This is a genomic window from Arthrobacter sp. Hor0625 (genome assembly GCF_052567525.1).
Window position 1 is genome coordinate 1179141 of sequence record NZ_CP199586.1, and the last position, 21371, is coordinate 1200511.

Below are 21371 nucleotides of genomic sequence, written 5' to 3' on the forward strand. Positions count from 1 at the left end.
CGACGTACTTTGATGCTACGTGGCGGCGTTCGAGATTTGTGGCTTGTTCGCCACGGGGGAAACCTGACCGGTTGCGGGCGCCGGGACGGCGTGCCCGGCGGGAGCGGACGTTCCCTCCCGGTTACTTCCTCCCGGACCCCCGGAACGCGCCGCAGCCACGGCGCGGCGGGGGCGATTCCTGATAGTAACCGGGGAGGAACGCACGGCCCCGGCAAACGACAAAGCCCCTGCCGGACGGCAGGGGCTTCGCCTGGTGCAATTGCTCCGGCGCGGAACGGGCCGGGAGCGGAGTCGAACCTAGGAATTGGCCTTTTGGTAGGCTTCCTGAATTTCCGCCTGGATGCGGCCCCGGCTGTTTACCGCGTAGCCGTTGTCCCGCGCCCATTGACGGATTTGTGCCGAGTCTTGATTACGTCCACCCGATGCCTTGGCGCGGGGCGTCCGTCCGGCTGATGTCTTTCGCCCGTGGGCCACATACCGCTCGAGGGCCGAGCGGAGTTCTGACGCGTTGCCGGTGGAGAGGTCAATTTCATAACTGACGCCGTCCAGGCCGAACCGGACGGTTTCGTCCGCGGATCCCCCATCCAGATCATCCACGAGGATGATGTTAACTTTCTGTGCCATAAAAACTCTCTTTCCAAAAGGATGAGTATTTTAGAAAAGCAGGATGTATCTGTAAAAAGTATCCATCTTTTTATGGCCGCGCGTCAAAGCGGAATACCCCGCCAAAGAAAATCTTCGGCAGGGAATAGGGGCTTTTAGCGCTGTTCGGGGGAATGCCCATTCCCCGGGGCGGGCGACTGCCCCGTTTCGCGGGCCGCCGCCTCAGCCTGCGCCCGGGCCTCGGCCTGGCGCTCGGATTTGTCGGCGTTAAAGATCGCCTTCATGGCAAACCAGAAGATCAGCCCGACCACCAGGGACGGGAGCAGGACGGCAACGTATTCCACGATCAGTGACCTTCGGGCTTGAGCAGCGGGAACAAAATGGTCTCGCGGATGCCGGCGCCGGTGAAGAGCATGACCAGCCGGTCGATGCCGAGTCCGATGCCGCCCATCGGCGGTGCGCCGTATTCGAGGGCGCGGAGGAAGTCCTCGTCCAGCTGCATGGCCTCGACGTCGCCGGCGGCCGAGCGGCGTGACTGCTCGGTCAGGCGTTCGCGCTGGATGACAGGGTCGATCAGCTCGGAGAACGCGGTGCCGCGCTCCATGCCGCCGATAATCAGGTCCCATGCCTCGATCAGCCGGTCGTCCTCGCGGTGGTGGCGGGCCAGTGGCTGAGCCGAGGGCGGGTAGTCGTAGACGAAAGTCGGGTTGAGCAGGGTCGGTTCGACCAGTTCGCCGAACAGCTCCACCACGAGCTTCTCCGCGTCCCAGCCGGCGTCGACCTTTACCTCGTGCTTCGCGGCGATCTCCAGCAGCTCCGCGACCGGGGTTTCCGGGGTGATGTCCTGGCCCACGAAGTCGGACAGGCCCGGGTACACGGCCATCCAGGCCCAGTCGCCGTCGAGGTTGATCTCGCCGGCCTCGGTCTGCAGCACCCGGCCCACCCCGGCGGCGTCGGCGGCGTCGAGGATGATCTCCTTGATCCGGTCCGCCATGACGAACTGGTCCGCCCAGGCCTCGTAGCTCTCCAGCGTGGTGAATTCGGGGCTGTGCGTGGAGTCGACGCCTTCGTTGCGGAAGACTCGGCCCATGTCGTAGACCCGATCGATCCCGCCGACGACGGTGCGCTTGAGGTACAGCTCGGTGGCGATGCGCAGCGTCATCTTCTGGTCGAAGGCGTTCATGTGCGTCTCGAACGGGCGGGCCGTGGCGCCGCCGTGCACCAGCTGCAGCATCGGGGTTTCCACCTCGACGTAGCCCTGGCGGTGCAGGGTCTCGCGGATGGAACGGGTGATGGCGGCCCGGGTGTAGACCATTTCTCGGGCCTCGTCGCGGACGATCAGGTCAACGTAGCGCTGGCGGACACGGGTTTCCTCGTTCAGCTCCGCGTGCAGCACGGGCAGCGGACGCAGCGCCTTGGATGCCATGGTCCAGGATTCGGCCATGACCGACAGCTCGCCGCGGCGCGAGGAGATGACCTCGCCCTTGATGAAGACGTGGTCGCCGAGGTCGACGAGGGCCTTCCAGTCCGCGAGCGCCTCCTCGCCGATGTTGGCCAGGCTGAGCATGACCTGCAGCCGGACGGCCTTGCCGTCGAGGCCGCCCTCCTGGAGGGTGGCGAAGCAGAGCTTGCCGGTGTTACGGATGAACACGATGCGGCCGGTGACCCCGACGACGTCGCCGGTGGTCTCGTCGGCCACGAGGTGCCCATATTTTTCGCGGATCTCCGTCAGCGAGTGGGTGCGCTCGACTCCCACCGGGTACGCCTCGATGCCGCGCTCGATCAGCTTGGCACGCTTCTCCATGCGGACCAGCGTCTGCTCGCTGGCGTCGGAGTGCTCGTCGTTGTTCGGGGCGGGGGTGTTTTGGGAAGTCACAATCCCCAAGTTTACCGGGCATCCGGCCGCCGCCGGTGCGCCGGGGGCGGGAACGGGCCGGGAATAGACTTCCAACTATGGAGACGTGGACGATTCGGACCGACGACGGCGGCGGACACCTGGAGCTGCACAGCTTCCGGGAACCGGCGCAGCCGGCGGCTCCGGGCCGTTTGCGCACCGGCCGGGGCCGCGTCCCGGGGCCGACGGCGGCGCGCCCGACGGCCGGCCAGGAACCGGCGGCCGGCGTCGTGCTGGTGCACGGAACCCTGGTGACCGATGCGCTGTACCGGCCGTTCGCCCGGAACCTGAGCCGCCTCCTGGGCCGCCCGGTGCATTGCTACAACCGGCGGGGACGCGCCGGGTCCTCCCCGCAGCCGGCGGATTATTCGGCGGCGACGGAGGTGGCCGATCTGGCCTCGGTGCTCCGGCAGACCGGCTCCACGGACGTGTTCGCGCACAGTTACGGCGGCTTCGTCGCGCTGCAGGCCGCGCGCAGCGTACCGATCCGCCGGCTGGTGACCTACGACGCGGCCGTGTCCCTGGCCGGGAGCCTGACCAGCCGGTGGCGGCCGGAACTGGAGCGGTCGGTGGCGGCGGGGGAACTGGACCAGGCCTGGGCCCTGCTGGTGCAGGGGCTGGAAACGGCGGGACCGGTCTCGAAGCTGCCGCTGGGCGCCCTGCGGATGCTCAGCATCCTCTCCGCCCGGACCCCGCTGGGCGGACAGATGCGCGAGCTGCTGCCGACGGCGGTGACGGAGATGCGCGCCGTGCTGGCCGCCGACGCCGAACTGGCCGACTTTGCCGGCGTCACCACGCCGGCGCTGCTGCTGACCGGGGGCTGGTCTCCGGGCTACTTCGCCGAGACGGGACGGCAGCTGGCGGCGGCGGTCCCCGCAATGGAGTTTGGGGTGGTGCCCGGCCAGCTGCACGAAGGGCCGCTGCGCCCCGCGAACCGCCGGCTCGCCCTGGCTGCGGCTCGGTTCCTGATGGACGGCGCCCGCCGGCCAACCCGCACCGGCCCGCATCGGCGGTTGCGGCCGGCCCGCTGACTTCTGGCACTAGAATCGGGGGCGACCTCCCTCGAAAGGACCCCCTTGGCCAAGCTCTACTTCCGCTACGGAGCGATGAACTCCGGCAAGTCGACGGGCCTGCTGCAGGCCGCGTTCAATTACGAGGAGCGCGGACAGAGGGTGTTGCTGGCCAAGCCGGACATCGACACCAAGGGTGACGCCGACGTCGTGTCCCGGCTGGGCATGACCCGCTCGGTGGATTTCCTGATCCCGGCGGGCGCCTCCGCCCGGGACCTGTTCCAGGCCCAGGCGCACGGTGACGACCCGGACGCGCTGCTGCAGCACGTGGACACTCCCCCGGTGGCATGCCTGCTGGTGGACGAGGCCCAGTTCCTTGAACCCGAGCAGGTCGATGACCTGTTCCGGATTGCCGTGCTGGATAACGTCCCGGTCCTGGCCTACGGCATCCGCACCGATTTCCGTACCCGGGCCTTTCCCGGCTCGCTCCGCCTGCTGGAAATCGCGCACACCCTCGAAGAGCTCAAGACCATCTGCCGTTGCGGCCGGAAGGCCATTTTCAACACCCGGCGGATCGGCGATGAGGTGGTCTTCGACGGCGACCAAGTGGCCATCGACGGGCAGGACGCCTGGTACGAATCGCTCTGCGGCTCCTGCTACCTGGAAATCTCCGGCGGGCGGCTGGGCGGCTAGCCTCTGCGCGGCGCGGGCCGCCGCCGGTTTACTGGGCAGTACCGGGTGCCTCGGCTAGGCTCGAAGCATGACCCGCGAGAATATCAGAACCCCCGATGGCGGGACCCTTGAGCTTTTCAGCACGGGCGCGGAGCTGGCGGCGGCGGGTTCCGGCGTCGTCGTCGTCCCGGCGTCGATGGTGACCGCCGCGGACTACACCCGTTTCGCCCAGAAGCTCAGCGCGTCGCTCGGGCGCCCGGTGCACACCTTCAACCGGCGCGGCCGCGGATCCTCGTCGCCGCAGCCGGAGGACTACACGCTGGACGTGGACATCCGGGACCTGGACGCGGTGATGAAACATACCGCCAGCACCGACGTGTTCGGGCACAGCTTCGGCGGCGCGGTGGCGCTGCACGCGGCGCGCACCCTGCCGGTGGAACGGCTGGCTGTCTATGACCCCGCGGTATCCGTGAACCACAGTGTCACGGCCGACTGGACCGACGAGTATGAGCGCCTGACCGCGGCGGGCGACGACGACCGCGCCCTCGCCGTCCTGGTCCGCGGCCTGGAAACCGGCAGCGCCCTGTCCCGGATGCCGTTGTCCATGCTGACGCTGGCGAACAAGCTCACCGCCGGCACCCCTGTGGGCAAGCAGCTGCGCGAGCTGATGAAGACCGGCGTGCGGGAGATCAAGGCGATCATCGCCGCCGACATGCCGGCCGAACCGTTCCTGGAGCTGCCGCTGGAGACGCTGATCATTGTGGGCGAGAAGAGCCCGGCGTACTTCGGCGTCGCCTGCGCCCAGATCCATGACGTGCTCTCCGGCTCCAGCTACACGATCCTGCCCGGCATGGGCCACGACGGCGTGAACAAGGCGCCGGAAAAGCTGATCACCGAGCTCAGCGAGTTCTTCGCCGGCTGACGCGCGAACGGACACTTGGGGCCCTCCGGGGAGGGCCCCAAGTGTCCGTTCGCGCGAGGGGAAGCCGCTTAGTGGCCGCCGGGGGCTGCCGCGCCGTCGGTCTTGCGCATCAGCACGGACAGGACGACGGCGGCCAGCGCTATCCCGGCCGCGGTGAGGAACGCCGCGTGCATTCCGGCGACGAGGCCGGCGGCCGCGGAGACGGCGGCGAAGATCGAGACCAGCAGGGCCGTCCCGGCCGCGCCTGCGACCTGCTGCAGGGTGCTCATGATGGCCGAACCGTGCGAGTACAGGTGCGGCGGCAGCGGGTTCAACCCGGTGGTGAAGGCCGGGGTGAACAGCAGGGCCAGGCCCAGGCTCAGCGCCACGTGCAGGCCAATGATCCAGCCGACCGGAGTCCCCGCGTCCAGCCGGGAGAACTGCCAGAGCGCCAGCACCATCAGCGTTGAGCCGGTGACGGTCAGCGGCAGCGGGCCCACCCGGTCGAAGAGCCGTCCGATCACCGGGCCGAGCAGGCCCATCGCGAGGCCGCCGGGGAGCAGGACCAGCCCCGTCTCGAGCGACTTCAGGCCGCGGATCTCCTGCAGGTACAGGGGCAGCAGGATCACGGCGCCGAACAGGGCGATCATGGCCACCACCAGCAGAAGGATGGAGACTGTGAACATCCGGAAGCGGAAAGCGCGCAGGTCCAGTAGCGGCGCCTCCCGTTTCTGCAGCCGCAGCTGGCGCAGCACGAACGCCAGCAGCGCCACGACGCCGATGCCCAGCGCCACCACCGCGGGCGCCGCCGCGCCGCCCTTGCCGCCGATCTGGCTCAGCCCGTAGACGACGCCGCCGAAGGCCGGGACGGTGAGGACGACGGAGAGCGCATCGAGCCGGGTCTTCTCGTTCTCGCCGATGTTCCGCAGGAATTTCGCGCCGATGGCGAAGGCGAGCAGCGCGATCGGCAGCACGAACACGAACATGAACCGCCAGGAGAAGTGCTGCAGGATCAGCCCGGACACGGTCGGGCCCATGGCCGGCGCCACGGAGATGGCGATGGAGACGTTGCCCATCACCGCGCCGCGGCGCGAGACCGGCACGAGGGTCAGGATGGTGGTCATCAGCAGCGGAAGCATGATCGCGGTCCCGCCGGCCTGCACAATCCTGGCCAGCAGCAGCACCTCGAAGCCGGGGGCGAGGGCCGCCAACAGCGTCCCGGCGGAGAACAGCCCCATCGCCAGCATGAAGACCGCCCGGGTGGAGAGCCGCTGCAGGATGAACCCGGTGGTCGGGATCACCACCGCCATGGTCAGCATGAAGCCGGTCGACAGCCACTGCACCGTGGGGGCGTCCACCCGTAGGTCGGCCATCAGCCGCTGCAGGGCGACGTTCATGATCGTCTCGTTGAGGATCACCACAAAGGTGGCCACCAGCAGCGTCGCGATGACGGTGACCGACTGCGGGGAGAGCTTCTCCGGACCGGCCGCCGGGGCCGTCCCGACGGCGGACGGACGGGTGGCCTGCGTGGCGGGCACGCGATCGCTGGTCGCGGCTTGCGAGGTATCTGGAGGCATGACTTTTCCGCTCGGGGTTGGTGGGGTTTTAGGCGCGGCGGCGCGGCCTAAGGTGCAACCAATCGGTTAGGCGACTAATTCCCTGCGCCGGAGAGCCCAGCATTAAACCTGGCTGGCAGGGCCCTAAGTGTCCGTTCGCGCGGGCACGCAGGGCCTTAAGTGTCCGTTCGCGCGGGCACGCAGGGCCGCAAGTGTCCGTTCGCGCGGGTGCCGGCTAGGAGTCCAGCGGCACGTTGTCGATCAGCCGCACCGGGCCCACCCGGGCGGCGATAAGCGCCAGCCCTTCGCCGCGGAACGGGGTCTCGCGGCAGTTTTCGGCAAGCGGTTCCAGCGTGTGCGGGTCGACGACCTCGAAGTAGTCCAGTTCCACGAGCGGCTGGGACTCCACGAGCGCCCGGGCCGAGTCCAGGTCCAACGGTTCATGGGCGTTGGCGCGGTCCTCGACCAGCCGCAGGGCGCGGGACAGCACCAGGGCCGCCTCACGTTCCTCGGGTGAGAGGAAGCGGTTGCGGCTGGAGAGGGCCAGCCCGTCCGCGGACCGGACGATCGGCACCGGCACGATCTCCACCGGAAAGTTCAGGTCCGCGACCATCCGCTGGACCAGGGTCAGCTGCTGGGCATCCTTCTGGCCGAAATAGGCCCGGTAGGCGGCCTCGCCGAGGGCGGGCTGCCCGTAATGCAGCAGCTTCGCCACCACGGTCAGGGCGCCGTCGAAGTGGCCGGGCCGGGACGCGCCCTCCCACTTGTCCGCCAGTGCGCCCGAGGTGATCCGCACCATCGGTTCCCCGCCGGGATAGACCTCCTCCACCGCGGGGGCGAAGGCCAGGTCCACGCCCTCGGCCTCGAGCAGCGCCAGGTCCGCGTCCAGGGTCCGCGGGTAGCGCTCCAGGTCCACGGCCTCGCCGAACTGCAGCGGGTTGACGAAGATGCTGGCCACCACGACGTCGTTCTGGGCGACGGCGGTGCGCGCCAGGCTGGCGTGCCCCTCGTGCAGGGCGCCCATGGTGGGTACGAGGCCTTGGGAGGTTCCGCGCTTCTCGGCCAGCAGCCGGCCGCTCTCGGCGCGCAGCTCGGCAGCCGTGGTCACAAGCTGGATTGCCATCTCAGCGTCCTTCCTCGGGCAGCGGCCCATCGGTGTCGGGGCTGCCCAGCGCCCGGCCGATGTCCTCGACCTGGCCCGGCTTCAGTTGCCCGCGGTGTCCTGCCCGCCGGGCCGTGGCCCGGGCCATGGCCAGGTAGGCCTCCAGAATATCGCCGCCGGCGCCGCCGTCGAGTTCGCGCAGCGCCGCCGAATGCGCGGCAACGGTGCCGGCGTCACCGCGGGCAACCGGGCCGGTCAGCGCCGATTCACCGGAGGCGAGCGCGTTTTCCAGGCTGGCGCGCAGGAGCGGGCCCAGCATGCGGTCCGGTGCCTCGACGCCCACGGTGCGCAGCAGTTCCGAGGCCTGCGCCACCAGGGTCACGAGATGGTTGGAGCCGTGGGCCAGGGCCGCGTGGTAGAGCGGGCGGTCCCCCTCGGCGATCGGCACCGGTTCGGCGCCCATCTCCACCACCAGGGCCTGCGCGATCGGCAGCATGGCCGGGTCGGCCGTGACGCCGAAGCTGCAGTCCAGCAGCCGGGTCAGGTCCAGGCTCATCCCGGTAAAGGTCATGGCGGGATGCAGCGCCAGCGGGATCGCGCCGGCCGCGCGCACCGGGTGCAGGATGCCGACGCCGAAGCGCCCCGAGGTGTGCGCCACGAGCTGGCCGGGCTGCCAGGCGCCCAGTTTCGCGAGGCCGTCCACCAGCGGGCCGAGGGCGTCATCCGGAACCGCCAGCAGTACCAGTTCAGTCCGTTCCACGATGTCCTGCACCTCCAGCACCGGAACGCCCGGCAGCAAGGTTTCGGCGCGTTCCCGGCTGGCGTCGGACACGGCGGAAACCCCGACGACGGCGTGCTCGGCGGCGCGCAGGGCGGCGCCCAGGACGGCTCCGACCTTTCCGGCACCGATGATTCCGACGCCGAGGCGTCCTGGCTTAGCCATACTGCGGCCCTTCCTGTGGTTCGGGGTGGTGGGTGGCGGGCTGCCGGGGAGCGGCGGCGAGCCAGTGTTCGCTTGTCTGCCGTTTCCGGGCGGACCGGGCGCGGGCGGCTTGTGCGTCAAGCAGGGCCCTGCCTTCGTCCAGCCCCGCCTGCACCAGACGCGGCGCGACCGGTCCGGCCGTGGTGTGCAGGATCAGGTCCGCCACCCGGAACCGGCGGGCGATCGGCCCCTGCTGCAGCGCGAGGGACTGGGTCCGCTGGTGCGGGACCAGGACCAGGTGGCGCCACCAGCGGCCGGAGCGGATCAGCAGGGCGGTGTCCGTGGCGGTAAAGCCGTTGCGGCGCCAGCCCAGCGGGGCGAGCAGCCGCGCCCGCCGCGGGGTGGTGACGAAATCGCCGTCGGACGCTGCGCCCGGACCGGACGGCCCGCCGGAGCCGGGTGCCAGCCCGGTCAGCCCGGCGGTGAAGACGCGGACGGGGTCCGGGGTGCCCGGATCGGGCAGGACCGCGGCCAGCATAGTGAACACGTCCGCCAGGGTCCCGACGGGCAGCAGGGTGGTGCGGGCGGCGCCGTCGGCGTTGCCGCCGGTCCCGTAGCCGGCCACGTTGACCTGCATCCGGTACCAGCCGAAGATCCGCCACAGCGGCGGCTGGCTGATCCGCAGGGCCTGGATCCGGCCGGGCGGCAGGGTCTGGGCCTGGGTATCGAGCAGGCCGTAACGGAGCCGGAGGCCGTCACGGGAAGCGGCGGCGGTGAAGTTGTAGCCCTTGGTGAAGGAGTTCCAGTACGCCGCGGCCATGCCCAGGCCGGCCGGGATCAGGTACAGGAAAAAGCCGCGGTTCTCGGTCAGGGCGGACAGCAGCACCGAGGCGGCGGCGCCGAGAATGATCACCACGCTTTGCTCGCTCAGCACGAGCGAGCCGGCCAGCCGGGCCGGCGGCACGCTCAGGAGCCCGCGCTCCGGCGCCTCCGCCAGGCCCCGGTGCGGCCCGGGCGAGGCGTCGTCCGCCGCGGGTTGCCCGGCGGCGTGGTCCGCCGTGCCGGGCACCGGCACACCGCGGCCGGACTGGTCGGAACCGGGCTGGTCGGAACCGGACGCCGGCGGGGCTGGCGCAGCGGGCGGTCCGCCGGCGGCGCTGGCGAGGATGGCGGCGCGCAGCCTGCGCGCCTCGTCCACCGGCAGGTACGCCAGGTGCACGGCCGACTGGCCGGCGTCGGCGACTTCGAACCGGAGCTCCGCGAGGCCGAAGATCCGGGCCAGCAGCGGCTGCACGACGTCGATTGCCTGGACCCGGTCCAGCCGTGCCTGGCGCTGCTGTTTGAACAGGAAGCCGGTGTTGACGCGCACGTACCCGTCGGCCACCCGGTAGCGGGTGAAATACCAGGTCAGCACAAAGCCGGCGACGGTCAGCAGCAGCACGGCCCCGCCGCCGAGCAGCAGCCATGGCGCGCGCCCGGCGAACCGGTCGTCGACGACGGGCCGGCCCTGGAGCAGCCGTTCGAAGGCGTCGCGGCCGAAGAAGACGAACATCGCCGCCAGCGCCACCCAGCCCCGGATGAACGGCGACGCCGGGTGCACGCGCTGCCAGCCGTCCTGCGCGGCCGTCACGAAGCCACCGTCACTGCGCGGCCGTCACAGCCCGGCCAGCCGGGCCTCGCCGCGGGCGGACAGCTGCTCGCGCAGCCGCGCCCCTTCGCCGGCGGGCAGTCCGGGGATCTGGGCGCCGGTGCCGGCCGAGGCGGTGTGGAGTTTGAGCGTGCACAGGCCCAGTCCCCGCTCCACCGGGCCGGCACCGATGTCCACGTACTGCATGCGGCCGTAGGGCACGACGAGCACGCGCTGGAAGAAGATCCCGCGCCGGATCAGCAGGTCATCCTCGCGTTCGGCGTAGCCGATCGCGCGTACCTGGCGCGGGATGAGCACCAGCCGCCAGAGCGCCGCCAGCAGGGCAGCTGCCGGCAGCGCCGCGGCGGCCCACAGCGGCGGCCAGCGCCATACCCCGTTGAGCACCAGCAGCAGCGGCACCGACAGGACGGCGACGGCGATGAAGTTCGCCAGCGCCCAGCCCGCCATCCGGACGGTGACATAGCGCGGGGAAACCCGCAGCCACGCGACCCCGGGCGGATCAATCGCCTCGGTACGCATATTCGCCCTCGGCCGTGGGCTTGCCGCGTTTGCCCGGCATACCGGGGGTCCCGTCGGCGTCGCCGTCCTCGGGTGGAATCCGGCAGAACCGCTCCACCACCAGGCCCACCACCATCATCGCGAGTCCGCCGCCGGCCATGGACAACGTCTCCCACGTGAGGGGCTGCCCGCTGCGCACCGGCCACAGCCGCAGCTGGTCCAGGAAGATTCCGGCATGCCAGCCCAGCAGCACCGTCCCGGTGTACGCGCAGGCCTGGGCCAGGACCAGGGTCCAGGCGGCCAGGATCGGGTTGAGCAGCTTCTTTTTCTTGCCGTTGCGCCAGCGCAGCACCCGGATACCGAGGATCAGCGTCAGCACCACGATCACGCCCATGGTGATCAGGCCGGTGAGCGGCAGCACCGGGGTGTCCAGGCCGTAACGGCCGGCAACCAGGGCGGCGAGCCAGCCGAGGCCGGCCAGCACGGCGCCGATGAGCAGCAGCAGGAGCGGGTTGATCAGCTTCACGGCGCCTCCACCGCTCCGGCGGCGCCCTTGAGGTCCTCGAAGCCGTCAAACGGGGCGAGGTCCGGGAAATCGGCGGCCCGGACCGCAAGCTCGGCGACCCGCTCGCCATTGAGTTCCGCCGCAGGGTCGATCAGTGACCACGGGTACAGCACGAATGCCCGTTCCGCGGCGCGCGGGTGCGGCAGCGTCAGGTCGGGGTCGGCGCTGACCACGTCGCCGTAGGTGATGATGTCGACGTCGAGGGTCCGCGGGCCCCAGTGGACCTCACGGACGCGCAGGTGCTTCTGCTCCACCGTGTGGCAGTGCCGCAGCAGTTCAGCCGGCGACAGCGACGTTTCGACGGCGATCACCATGTTCAGGAAGTCCGGCTGGCCGGGCGGGCCTCCCACGGCCTTGGTCTGCACGATCGGCGAGATGGCCAGCAGCCGGACCTCCGGCGGGTCAACGAAGTCGGCGACGGCGGCGGAGAGCGTGTCGTTGCGTTCCCCGAGGTTGCTGCCGAGCGCGATCACGGCGCGGGTGAAGGGCGCGGAGGGGTTCATGGCCGTTCCCGGTGCACGCTGACGGACACGTCGCCGAAGTCGACGTCAATGGGGGCCTGCGGTTTGTGCACGGTAACGTCCACCGCCGCGAGCGGGAAGCGCCGCAGCAGGTCCTCGGCGATCCGCACGGCCAGGGCCTCGATCAGGTTCAGCGGTGTCCCGGTGATCCAGCCGCGGATGCACTCGGCGACCTCGCCGTAGTGCGCGGTGTCCCGCACGTCATCGGACGCGGCCGCCGGGCCGAAGTCCAGGTGCAGCACCGCGTCGACGACGAACGGCTGGCCGTCCCGGCGTTCGAAGTCGAACACCCCGTGGTGTCCGACGGCAGTGACGCCGCTTAGCGTGATCCGGTCCATAGCCGCGGCCTCAGCTGTGGCCGGCGGCCGGCGCCGCGGGGCGGGGAACCGGCGCGATGCGGGCGGCGACCTTGACGGCGTCGAGGCTGGAGGAGACGTCGTGCACCCGGACCGCCCAGGCGCCGCGGAGGGCGCTGATGGCGGTCACGGCAGCGGTCGCGGCGTCGCGTTCGGCGGGGGCCGCCGCCTTGCCGGCGACGGTCAGGAGGCTGCCCAGGAAGCGCTTCCGGGAGGCTGCGACCAGGACGCGGTGGCCCATGGCCTGCAGCACCTCGATGTTCTGCAGCAGTTCCCAGTTCTGCGCCTCGTTCTTGGCAAAACCCAGGCCGGGGTCGAGGATGATCTGCTCCGGCGTGGCCCCGGCGGCGTACAGCTTGTCCCGGATCCCGGCGAGCTCGGCGGCGACCTCGCCCGCGACGTCGGTGTAGTCGGCGAGCGAGTCCATGGTGTTGGCGTCACCGCGGCGGTGGGTGAGGATGTACGGCGCCTCGCTGCGCGCCACCAGCTCCACCATGGCCGGTTCGATGGTGAGGCCGGAGACGTCGTTGATGATGGCGGCACCGGCGGCCAGGGCTGCCTCGGCGGTGGCCGCATGGGTGGTGTCGATGCTCACCAGGGCTCCGGCCTTGACCAGCGCCTCGATCACGGGCAGCACCCGCTGCTGTTCCTCCTCAACACTGACCTCGGCGGCGCCGGGCCGGGTGGATTCCCCGCCGACGTCGATGATGTCGGCGCCGGCGTAGTACATCCGCAGGCCGGCGGCGACGGCGGAATCCGCGGTGGCGTGCCGGCCGCCGTCGCTGAACGAATCCGGGGTGACGTTGAGGATCCCCATCACCAGCGTCCGGTCCGTGGGCAGGTCCTTGAAGGCGGCCGCCGGGCGCGGTTTGCGCAGCACGGGCAGCGGCGAGGTGGCGGGCCCGGTTCCGGGGGCGGCGGCGAGGGAATCCATTGTGTGTCTTTCTTACCTTCCGAGGATGAGGCTCATGGCTTCGGCGCGGGTGGCCGGGTCATGCAGCTGCCCGCGGACCGCGCTGGTCACGGTCTTCGCGCCGGGCTTGCGGATGCCGCGCATCGACATGCAGAGGTGTTCGCATTCGACGACGACGATCGCGCCGCGCGGCTTGAGGTGGGTCACCAGGGCCTCGACGATCTGGGTGGTCAGCCGTTCCTGGACCTGCGGGCGGCGGGCGTACATGTCGACCAGCCGGGCCAGCTTGCTCAGCCCCGTCACCTTCCCGTCATGGGAGGGGATGTAGCCGACGTGGGCCACCCCGTGGAAAGGGACGAGGTGGTGCTCGCAGGTCGAGTAGAACGGGATGTCCTTGACCAGAACGAGTTCCTCGTGGTCCAGGTCGAAGGTCGTTGCGAGGATCTCGGCGGCGTCGTGGTGCAGCCCGGCGAACATTTCCGCGTAGGCGTTGGCCACCCGTTTCGGGGTGTCCTGCAGGCCGCCGCGGTCCGGGTCTTCGCCGATGGCGAGCAGGATCTCGCGCACCGCGGCCCGGATCCGGGGGCGGTCCACCTTGCTGGAGGGCTGGCCCGGTACCCCCGCCGTCTCGGCGGAGAAGGCGCCGGCGGTGGCGGGAACGTCGTCGTCGTCGAAAAAGGAAGTCACAGCAGAAGCCTAGCCGGGATGGACGTCAGGCCCGATATCCGTAACGCCCTCCTGGAAGGACTCCTGTCCGGGCACGCCCTGGGCGTGCGGCGGGCGGGTATCCAGCGGCTCCTCGAGCCGGGCTTCCTTGGCTTCCTCCTGGGCCTCGCGTTCGGCCTTCTCGCGGCGGGATTCCACCGGACCGACACCCAGGATGGGGCGGCTTTCCTTCGACAGCCAGATCTCGCGGAAGTCGCGCTTGCGGATGTCCGAGAAGACCTGCGCGATCTCGTTCTGGTTCAGCGTCTCGCGTTCGAGCAGTTCCACCGCGAGGCGGTCCAGGATGTCGCGGTTCTCGGTGAGGATCGCGTACGCCTCGTCGTGGGCGCCCTCGATCAGGCGGCGCACTTCCTCGTCCACGACGTAGGCGATCTGGTCCGAGTAGTTACGCTCGTGGCCGGCGTCGCGGCCCAGGAACGGCTCGCCGCCGCCCTGGCCGAGCCGCACGGCGCCCACGCGCTCACTCATGCCGAACTCGGTGACCATCTTGCGGGCGATGCCGGTGGCCTTCTCGATGTCGTTCGAGGCACCGGTGGACGGGTCGTGGAAGACGAGTTCTTCGGCGACCCGGCCGCCCATGGCGTAGGCCATCTGGTCCAGCAGTTCGTTGCGGGTCACGGAGTACTTGTCGTTCTCCGGGACCACCATGGTGTAGCCGAGGGCGCGCCCGCGCGGCAGGATGGTGATCTTGGTGACCGGCGCGGAGTTGCGCAGCGCCGCGGCGACCAGGGCGTGGCCGCCCTCGTGGTAGGCGGTGACCTTGCGCTCGTGTTCCTTCATGACCCGGCTGCGCTTCTGCGGGCCGGCCATGACACGGTCGATCGCCTCGTCCAGCGCCCGGTCATCGATCAGGTTGGCGTTGGAGCGGGCCGTGAGCAGCGCGGCCTCGTTCAGGACGTTGGCCAGGTCCGCGCCGGTGTAGCCGGGGGTCTTCTTCGCCACGGCTTTCAGGTCGACGCCGGGAGCCATGGGCTTGCCCTTGGCGTGGACCTTGAGGATCTGGTCGCGGCCGATCAGGTCCGGGGCTTCGACCGAGATCTGGCGGTCGAAGCGGCCGGGGCGCAGCAGGGCCGGGTCGAGCACGTCCGGGCGGTTCGTCGCTGCGATCAGGATGACGTTGGTCTTGACGTCGAAGCCGTCCATCTCGACCAGCAGCTGGTTGAGGGTCTGCTCGCGCTCGTCGTTGCCGCCGCCGATGCCGGCGCCGCGGTGGCGGCCGACGGCGTCGATCTCATCGACGAAGATGATGGCCGGCGAGTTCGCCTTGGCCTGCTCGAAGAGGTCGCGGACGCGGGAGGCGCCGACACCGACGAACATCTCCACGAAGTCGGAGCCGGAGATGGAGAAGAACGGTACCCCGGCCTCACCGGCGACAGCGCGGGCCAGCAGCGTCTTGCCGGTGCCGGGAGGGCCGTAGAGCAGCACGCCCTTGGGGATCTTGGCCCCGACGGCCTGGAATTTAGCGGGTTCCTGGAGGAATTCCTTGATCTCCTGGAGTTCCTCAACGGCCTCGTCGGCGCCGGCGACGTCGCTGAAGGTCACCTGCGGCATGTCCTTGTTGACCATCTTGGCCTTGGACTTGCCGAACTGCATGACCTTGGAACCGCCGCCCTGCATGCGGGAGAGGAGGAACCAGAAGAGGACGCCCAGCAGCAGCACGGGGACCAGCAGGGAGAACAGCCCGGAGAACCAGTTGCTCTCGACAGGCTGGTCGGTGAAACCGCTCGGCGGCTTCGCCGCGGTCACGGCCTTGACGACGTCCTCAGCGCGGGCGTTGACGAAGTAGAACTGGACGTTTTTGCCCTTGTTCTGGCCGTCCATCTGGAAGTCGTCCTTCAGGACCAGGTCCACGCGGTTCTCGGCGTCGAAAATCTTGGCCTGTTCGACCTTGCCGGAGGACAGCTGCGCGAGGCCGGCATCAGTGTCGATCCGCACCGAGCCGCCCGGGGCGAGCGTGGCAAAGGCCAGCAGGAGCATGCCGATAACAACGACAATCCAGATGCCCGGGCCCTTGAAGAAACTCTTAGCTTTCATCTGATCGGGGGCTGGCCCCGTCCCTCCTGGTAGTGCTGCACGGCGACCGTTCTGCGCGCGTGTGGTGCTGCGTCAGGTTATAGCTATACACCGTCGCACAGACTCACGCACGGTCAGGGGCAAAAGTTCCCTGTGGGCGTAGCGGGGCGCCGGGCGGCCGCGGAACAGGCAGGCGGCCCGGGCGTCCGGGAGCCGCGGTCCCGCGTGCGGGCGGCCTGGTTCCGACGCCGGCGGGAGGGCCGCCGGGGCGGCCGGCCTCCGGTTTATTCGTAGACGTGCGGGGCCAGGGTGCCCACGAAGTCCAGGTTGCGGTACTTCTCGGCGTAGTCCAGGCCGTAGCCGACGACGAACTCGTTCGGGATGTCGTAGCCGACGTACTTGACGTCGATCTGGACCTTGGCGGCGGTGGGCTTGCGGAAAGCGGTGCAGATTTCCACGGAGGCGGGGCCGCGGGACTCCAGGTTGGTCTTGAGCCAGGACAGCGTCAGGCCGGAGTCGATGATGTCCTCGACGATGAGGACGTGCTTGCCCAGCAGGTCGGTGTCAAGGTCCTTGAGGATCCGAACCACGCCGGAGGACTGCGTGCCGGAGCCGTAGGAGGAGACGGCCATCCAGTCCATCGACACGTGGCTGTGCAGTGCCCGGGCCAGGTCGGCCATGACCATGACCGCGCCCTTGAGCACGCCGACGATCAGCAGCTCGCGGCCCTCGTAGTCCTTGTCGATCTGGGCAGCCAGCTCGGTGATCCGGGTCCGGATCTGCTCCTTCGAGTACAGAACGTGCTTGAGGTCTGCCTGGACGTCGTTTGAATCCACGAATGGCTCCTGTGTAGATGCGGGTGCGGCTATTCTTGGGGCGGCTTTTGAGGCCGGAATACAAGCTTCCCACAGCGGGCGCCCTCTCGGGGAACGCCGCCTGGGCCGGAGCGCTCCGCCGCGGACAGCTGGGCGAGCGAGAGCCGGTAGACGCTCACGCCGCCGGGCAGCTCCACCGGCCCCGCCGATCCCTGCCGGCGCAGCAGCGCCTCGGCGGCCAGCAGCCGCTTGTAGCTGGGCTGTTGCCCGCCGACGGCGGCGGCGGCCTTCGCGATTACGCGGAACCTGATCGCCGCCGGCAGCTCGCGCAGCCCGGCCTCGGGCAGGCTGAGCTCCGCGCCGGACCATTCCTGCAGGCGCAGGTACGTGGTGTTGGCCACATCCTCGAGGTAGTCGGCGTCCAGTTGCAGGATGGATGCGGTCCTGGCGAGCGACTCCGCGACGCCGGGACCGAGCTTGTCTTCCAGCATGGGCAGCACCTCCACCCGGGTCCGGGACCGGGCGAAGGCGGGGTCCTGGTTGCTCGGGTCGTGCCACGGGTCCAGCCCTTCAGCGGCGCAGATGTCGAGGGTCTCGGCCCGGCGCAGTTCCAGGAACGGCCGCATGAGGCGGCCGCGGACCGGCCGCATGCCCGCGAGCGAGCGGGTGCCCGAGCCGCGGGCCAGGCCCAGCAGGACCTGCTCTGCCTGGTCGTCCAGGGTGTGGCCGAGCAGGATGGCGTCGGCCCCGGTGTCGTCGGCGGCGGCGTCGAGGGCTGCGTGGCGGGCGTCCCGGGCGGCGGCTTCAGGCCCCATCCCGGTGGGCGCGACGTCGACGGTCCTGACCTGGACCGGGTCGAGGCCCAGGCCGCGGAGCACCTCGGCGGTGGCCGCGGCCACGTCGGCGGAGCCGGGCTGCAGCCGGTGGTCCACCACGACGGCGCCGATGGAGACGGGGTGTCCGTCGACGTGGCCGCGGCGGGCGAAGTAGGCGGCAACGGCTGCGAGCGCGAGCGAGTCCGGGCCGCCGCTGCAGGCCACGAGCACCCGTTCGGGGTAGCCGGCGCCGGCGAGCGCGTCCCGGAGCAGCTTCCGCGCCTTGCCGACGACGGGCGCCAGCCGGCCGGGCCGCCGTCGTGCTCCGGACGCTGCCGGCAGGCCGGGGCCGGTGGTGTCCGGCACGGGCTAGAGGCCCATCCGCTCGAGCCACAACTTCGGGTCGTGGATCTCGGGCTCGGTGGGCAGGTGGCCGGCTTCTTCCCAGACCCGGTTGAACCCGTCCATCCCGGCGGCGTCGACCACTTGGCGGACGAATTTCGAGCCGTCGCTGTACTGGCGCATCTTCGCGTCGAGGCCCAGCAGGCTGCGGATGAACTTCTCGACCGCCCCGCGGTCCTTGCCGCGGGCGTTGAACCGCTGCCGGATGGTCTTGACCGAGGGGACGATGCTGGCATCCACCGCATCCATGACCACATTGGCGTGGCCCTCGAGCAGGCTCATGACGGCGGTGAGGTGCGAGATCGCGGCCCTCTCCTCCGGGTCCTGCAGCAGGTCGAGGATGGCTCCCCGGCCCGGGGCGGACCCGGGCGCTGAGCGGTCCTTGAGGGATTTCGCGGCCGCCGCGGCGCGTTCCATGATCGAATCGACGTTGCCGAGCAGGTGTCCGCTGAGGCCCTCGATCTGGTCCAGCATGTGGTGGCGCAGCCACGGGGCAGCGGCGAACTGCACGCGGTGGGTCTGTTCGTGCAGGCACACCCAGAGCCGGAAGTCTTCGGGCGCGACGTTGAGCTCGCGTTCGACCGAGATGATGTTGGGGGCCACCAGCAGCAGCCGGCCGGCGGCGGGGGCGGTGGAGTTCGGGGCCAGCGCGGCGAACGGGTCGTACTGGCCGAGGACCTTGCTGGAGAGAAACGCCAGGATCGCGCCCAGCTGGCCGCCGGTGATCGCACCGCTGACGCTTGCGGCGCCCGGGCCGACCGTCCCGCGCCGGCCCTCAAGCATCTTTTCAATCGCGGGCTGGAGCATCACGGCGAAGCTCTGCGTGTTTGCCTTTGCCCATGACGCCCGGTCCACCACCAGAACGGAGGAGTCGCGCAGGTCGCGCGCCGCCTCAAGCCGGGTGATGTCGTGGACGTGCGGCACGGAGATGTCCGCCATCAGGCGCAGGTTGTCGACGGCGGCGCCGATCTCCCCGGCGCTGAGCACCGGACCGGGCGGGGTGAGCCGCGCGGCCGTGGACGCGGCGAGCTCCCAGTTGATCAGGGCCTGGGCCCGGGCTTTCGACTCTGCTGACGTCTCGCGCGAAGAGGACTCCATAACCCCCATCAGATCACAGCGGGCCGGGATTGCGCCTTAATCCGTGGGCGGCCTGTGGGGCGGCCGGCGGGCCGCCGGTGCCGGCCGGCCTTAGCGGCAGCCGCAGCCGGCGAGGATAGAGGCGGCCCGGTCCAGGGCCACCTTGTTGCCGGCGGCGCCGGGGGTGAGGCCGTTGCCGATGAAGGAGAAGACCAACAGCCGGCCGTCGGCGTCGACGACGTAACCGCTAAGCGCGATCACGGTGTTCAGGGTGCCGGTCTTGGCCCGGACCAGGCCTGCGCCTCCGGCGGTAGTGGAGTCCGTGTAACGGCTATCCAGCGTCCCGGTCAGCCCGGCCACCGGGAACCCGGCCAGCGCGGACCGGAGGCGGGTGTCCGGGCCGCTCGTCATGGCGCGGACGACGGCGGACAGCTGCCGCGCCGAGACCTTGTTGGCGAGCGTCAGACCGGCCAGGTCGGCCGCCCGGAGCGTGGCCGCGGGAATTTTCAGCTCCTCCAGCTGCTGCAGCACGGCGGCGACGGCGCCGTCATTGCTGGCCGGTTTCCCCTCCGCGGCCGCCACCATCCGGCCCAGCACCTCGGCGAGGTAGTTGTCCGAGGTGCGCAGCATCAGGTCCACCTGCTGGCCGACGGTGGCGGACTGGACCTCGGCCAGGACCGCGCCCGGCTGCCAGCCCTGGGCTCCGTCGGACTCCGTGCCGGGCTCCGCAGTGCGGGGCGGCTCCGTTGCTTCGGGCTTTGCAGGCGCCGGGGACGGCGTCTGCGGCGCGGGGGCGCGGTCCACGCCGGCCGCCACGGTGGCCCCGGCGGCGGAGAGCCGGTCCACGAAGGCCTGCGCGGCGGTCAGGGCCGCATCCCGTGGGCGCGGGCCGACGGTGACATCCGGGTCATAGCGCGCCGAGTTCAGGGCCAGCGGGAACAGCGGGGCCACTTCCCCTGCCGCCACGTCTTCCGGGCTCCAGGCCGGGTTGAGGGCCGGCCCGCTGAACAGCGAATCGTCCAGCAGCACCCTGACCCGCTTGGTGACACCGGCCTGCTGCAGCGCCCGGACGGTGGACCGCGCCAGGGTGGCCAGGCCGGCGTGGCCCAGGACGGCGTCCGGCGCGGAGTCGCCCGCGCCCAGCAGCACGTCTCCCCCGCCGGTCAGGACGATGCTGCCCGGGGTTGGCCCGGCCACGGCCTTGGTGCTGAACCGCGTTTCCGGGCCCATCGTGCGGAGGGCGGCGGCGGCGGTGAGCAGCTTGATGTTGGAGGCGGGGGCGCGCAGTTCGTCGCCGGACCGGTCGAAGAGCACCTTGCCCGTGACGGCGTCCTGCACCACGCCGCTAAAGGACCCGGCGCCGTCGGCCTTGAGCGTTGCCGTGAGTTTGGCGGCGAGGACAGCGGCGTCGGGCATTGGGGCCGTCCCGCTGAGCGGCTGCAGGACGGCCGACTTTCCGGCGGTGCCGGCGGAGCTGAGAGTCGCCGGTGTCTGCTGCCAGGGGCCGGCGGCCACGGGTTCCGGGGGCGCCGGCGGGCCGAGGAATCCGGGGCTGAGGGCCGCGCCGGCGGGAACGGCGAGCGCGGCAATCAGCAGGGCCGGGAGCAGCATCGCGAGGATCCGCCCGAAGCTTCCGGGCTCCTGGGCCGTGCCCCCGGGGCCCTTCCTGCGTTTCATGCTGCTGCTGGTCCTTCGTTCGGAAATGTCCCCGCTAGTTCCTGAAACCAGGGCCTGTCGCTATATCCTCAATAATAGTCGGCGGCACCGGCACCACTTTTCCGGACGCCACGTGTGCCGCGCACCCCCTGAATCCGTCGAGGAGCATTCCATGAAGCATGACGTGACCATCGAGATCCCCAAGGGATCACGCGTCAAGTACGAAGTCGACCACGAGACCGGCCGCGTCCGCCTGGACCGCGTCCTGTTCACCTCCATGCAGTACCCCACGCACTACGGCTTCTTCGAGAACACCCTGGGCGAGGACGGCGACCCGCTGGACGCCCTGGTACTCCTGCAGGACTTCGACCTCTACCCCGGCGTGATCGTCGAGGCCCGCCCGATCGGCGTGTTCAACATGACCGACGACGGCGGCGGGGACGCCAAGGTCCTCTGCGTGCCGGCCGACGCCCGTTTCGACCACATCAACGAGATCAGTGACGTCAACGAGTTCCTGATCAAGGAAATCGAGCACTTCTTCACCCGGTACAAGGACCTGGAGCCCGGCAAGTGGGTCAAGGCCGAGGGCTGGGGCGACCGCGCCGCCGCCGAAGCCGAGCTCGAAGCCTCGATCAAGCGCTTCGTCCCCGGCGCCGGACACTAGTCCCCCACAGCGCGAACGTACACTTGAGGCCCTGGAATCCGC

General features: G+C 70.4%; 22 protein-coding genes. 4 read left to right on the forward strand and 18 right to left on the reverse strand.

What is annotated here, in order from left to right; translation table 11 throughout:
* Nucleotides 1–297: 297 nt before the first annotated feature.
* The 3 genes from ACTWLI_RS05315 to lysS all read right to left on the reverse strand — a co-directional run bounded on the left by ACTWLI_RS05315 (nt 298) and on the right by lysS (nt 2479).
* Nucleotides 298–624, reverse strand: coding sequence for a histone-like nucleoid-structuring protein Lsr2 (locus ACTWLI_RS05315; protein ID WP_445155619.1), 327 nt, complete (start codon nt 622–624; stop codon nt 298–300).
* A 134-nt stretch (nt 625–758) separates the two neighbouring features.
* Nucleotides 759–947 carry a hypothetical protein gene (locus ACTWLI_RS05320; RefSeq protein ID WP_445155620.1) on the reverse strand — a complete coding sequence of 63 codons (189 nt, stop codon included), beginning with the start codon at nt 945–947 and terminating at the stop codon, nt 759–761.
* Nucleotides 948–949: 2 nt separating this feature from the next.
* On the reverse strand, nt 950–2479 hold the full coding sequence (lysS, locus tag ACTWLI_RS05325) for a lysine--tRNA ligase (protein ID WP_445155621.1): 1530 nt from the start codon (nt 2477–2479) through the stop codon (nt 950–952).
* A 77-nt stretch (nt 2480–2556) separates the two neighbouring features.
* Between lysS and ACTWLI_RS05330 the strand changes: the two genes are divergently transcribed.
* From ACTWLI_RS05330 to ACTWLI_RS05340, 3 genes are all read left to right on the forward strand, one after another.
* Nucleotides 2557–3528, forward strand: a complete 972-nt coding sequence (locus ACTWLI_RS05330) for an alpha/beta fold hydrolase (protein WP_445155622.1) — start codon at nt 2557–2559, stop codon at nt 3526–3528.
* A gap of 45 nt (nt 3529–3573) precedes the next feature.
* Nucleotides 3574–4200: a thymidine kinase gene (locus ACTWLI_RS05335; RefSeq protein ID WP_445155623.1), complete on the forward strand. Its 627-nt coding sequence runs from the start codon at nt 3574–3576 to the stop codon at nt 4198–4200.
* 67 nt (nt 4201–4267) lie between these two features.
* Entirely contained in the window at nt 4268–5101 is an 834-nt protein-coding gene (locus tag ACTWLI_RS05340) for an alpha/beta fold hydrolase (protein WP_445155624.1), read from the forward strand.
* A 68-nt stretch (nt 5102–5169) separates the two neighbouring features.
* On the opposite strand, the gene ACTWLI_RS05345 is transcribed toward ACTWLI_RS05340, so the two are convergent.
* From ACTWLI_RS05345 to dacB, 15 genes are all read right to left on the reverse strand, one after another.
* On the reverse strand, nt 5170–6657 hold the full coding sequence (locus tag ACTWLI_RS05345) for an MDR family MFS transporter (RefSeq protein ID WP_445155625.1): 1488 nt from the start codon (nt 6655–6657) through the stop codon (nt 5170–5172).
* A gap of 214 nt (nt 6658–6871) precedes the next feature.
* Nucleotides 6872–7759 (reverse strand): pantoate--beta-alanine ligase, encoded by an 888-nt coding sequence (gene panC, locus ACTWLI_RS05350; RefSeq protein WP_445155626.1) that lies wholly within the window; start codon nt 7757–7759, stop codon nt 6872–6874.
* Nucleotide 7760: 1 nt separating this feature from the next.
* Nucleotides 7761–8681, reverse strand: a complete 921-nt coding sequence (locus ACTWLI_RS05355; RefSeq protein ID WP_445155627.1) for a Rossmann-like and DUF2520 domain-containing protein — start codon at nt 8679–8681, stop codon at nt 7761–7763.
* Nucleotides 8674–10290 carry a PH domain-containing protein gene (locus tag ACTWLI_RS05360; RefSeq protein WP_445155628.1) on the reverse strand — a complete coding sequence of 539 codons (1617 nt, stop codon included), beginning with the start codon at nt 10288–10290 and terminating at the stop codon, nt 8674–8676. The genes ACTWLI_RS05355 and ACTWLI_RS05360 overlap by 8 nt, the downstream gene beginning before the upstream one ends.
* A 24-nt stretch (nt 10291–10314) precedes the next feature.
* Nucleotides 10315–10827 carry a PH domain-containing protein gene (locus tag ACTWLI_RS05365; RefSeq protein WP_445155629.1) on the reverse strand — a complete coding sequence of 171 codons (513 nt, stop codon included), beginning with the start codon at nt 10825–10827 and terminating at the stop codon, nt 10315–10317.
* Nucleotides 10808–11332, reverse strand: a complete 525-nt coding sequence (locus ACTWLI_RS05370; protein WP_445155630.1) for a DUF3180 domain-containing protein — start codon at nt 11330–11332, stop codon at nt 10808–10810. Before ACTWLI_RS05370 ends, ACTWLI_RS05365 begins: the two co-directional genes overlap by 20 nt.
* Nucleotides 11329–11874 carry a 2-amino-4-hydroxy-6-hydroxymethyldihydropteridine diphosphokinase gene (gene folK / locus ACTWLI_RS05375; protein ID WP_445155631.1) on the reverse strand — a complete coding sequence of 182 codons (546 nt, stop codon included), beginning with the start codon at nt 11872–11874 and terminating at the stop codon, nt 11329–11331. The genes ACTWLI_RS05370 and folK overlap by 4 nt, the downstream gene beginning before the upstream one ends.
* Complete coding sequence (folB, locus tag ACTWLI_RS05380) at nt 11871–12230, reverse strand: dihydroneopterin aldolase (RefSeq protein WP_056736576.1); 360 nt, start codon at nt 12228–12230, stop codon at nt 11871–11873. The genes folK and folB overlap by 4 nt, the downstream gene beginning before the upstream one ends.
* Before the next feature lie 10 nt (nt 12231–12240).
* On the reverse strand, nt 12241–13182 hold the full coding sequence (gene folP, locus ACTWLI_RS05385) for a dihydropteroate synthase (RefSeq protein ID WP_445155632.1): 942 nt from the start codon (nt 13180–13182) through the stop codon (nt 12241–12243).
* Between the two features lie 12 nt (nt 13183–13194).
* Nucleotides 13195–13848: a GTP cyclohydrolase I FolE gene (folE, locus tag ACTWLI_RS05390; RefSeq protein ID WP_445155633.1), complete on the reverse strand. Its 654-nt coding sequence runs from the start codon at nt 13846–13848 to the stop codon at nt 13195–13197.
* Between the two features lie 9 nt (nt 13849–13857).
* Nucleotides 13858–15921 (reverse strand): ATP-dependent zinc metalloprotease FtsH, encoded by a 2064-nt coding sequence (gene ftsH, locus ACTWLI_RS05395; protein ID WP_445155634.1) that lies wholly within the window; start codon nt 15919–15921, stop codon nt 13858–13860.
* Nucleotides 15922–16184: 263 nt separating this feature from the next.
* Nucleotides 16185–16736, reverse strand: a complete 552-nt coding sequence (gene hpt, locus ACTWLI_RS05400) for a hypoxanthine phosphoribosyltransferase (RefSeq protein WP_445155635.1) — start codon at nt 16734–16736, stop codon at nt 16185–16187.
* A gap of 29 nt (nt 16737–16765) precedes the next feature.
* Nucleotides 16766–17803, reverse strand: coding sequence for a tRNA lysidine(34) synthetase TilS (tilS, locus tag ACTWLI_RS05405; protein WP_445156127.1), 1038 nt, complete (start codon nt 17801–17803; stop codon nt 16766–16768).
* Between the two features lie 96 nt (nt 17804–17899).
* Nucleotides 17900–19030: a zinc-dependent metalloprotease gene (locus tag ACTWLI_RS05410; RefSeq protein ID WP_445155636.1), complete on the reverse strand. Its 1131-nt coding sequence runs from the start codon at nt 19028–19030 to the stop codon at nt 17900–17902.
* Between the two features lie 90 nt (nt 19031–19120).
* Nucleotides 19121–20686, reverse strand: a complete 1566-nt coding sequence (gene dacB, locus ACTWLI_RS05415) for a D-alanyl-D-alanine carboxypeptidase/D-alanyl-D-alanine endopeptidase (protein ID WP_445155637.1) — start codon at nt 20684–20686, stop codon at nt 19121–19123.
* A 151-nt stretch (nt 20687–20837) separates the two neighbouring features.
* Between dacB and ACTWLI_RS05420 the strand changes: the two genes are divergently transcribed.
* Nucleotides 20838–21329 carry an inorganic diphosphatase gene (locus ACTWLI_RS05420; RefSeq protein WP_056736593.1) on the forward strand — a complete coding sequence of 164 codons (492 nt, stop codon included), beginning with the start codon at nt 20838–20840 and terminating at the stop codon, nt 21327–21329.
* The last annotated feature ends 42 nt before the right edge of the window (nt 21330–21371 follow it).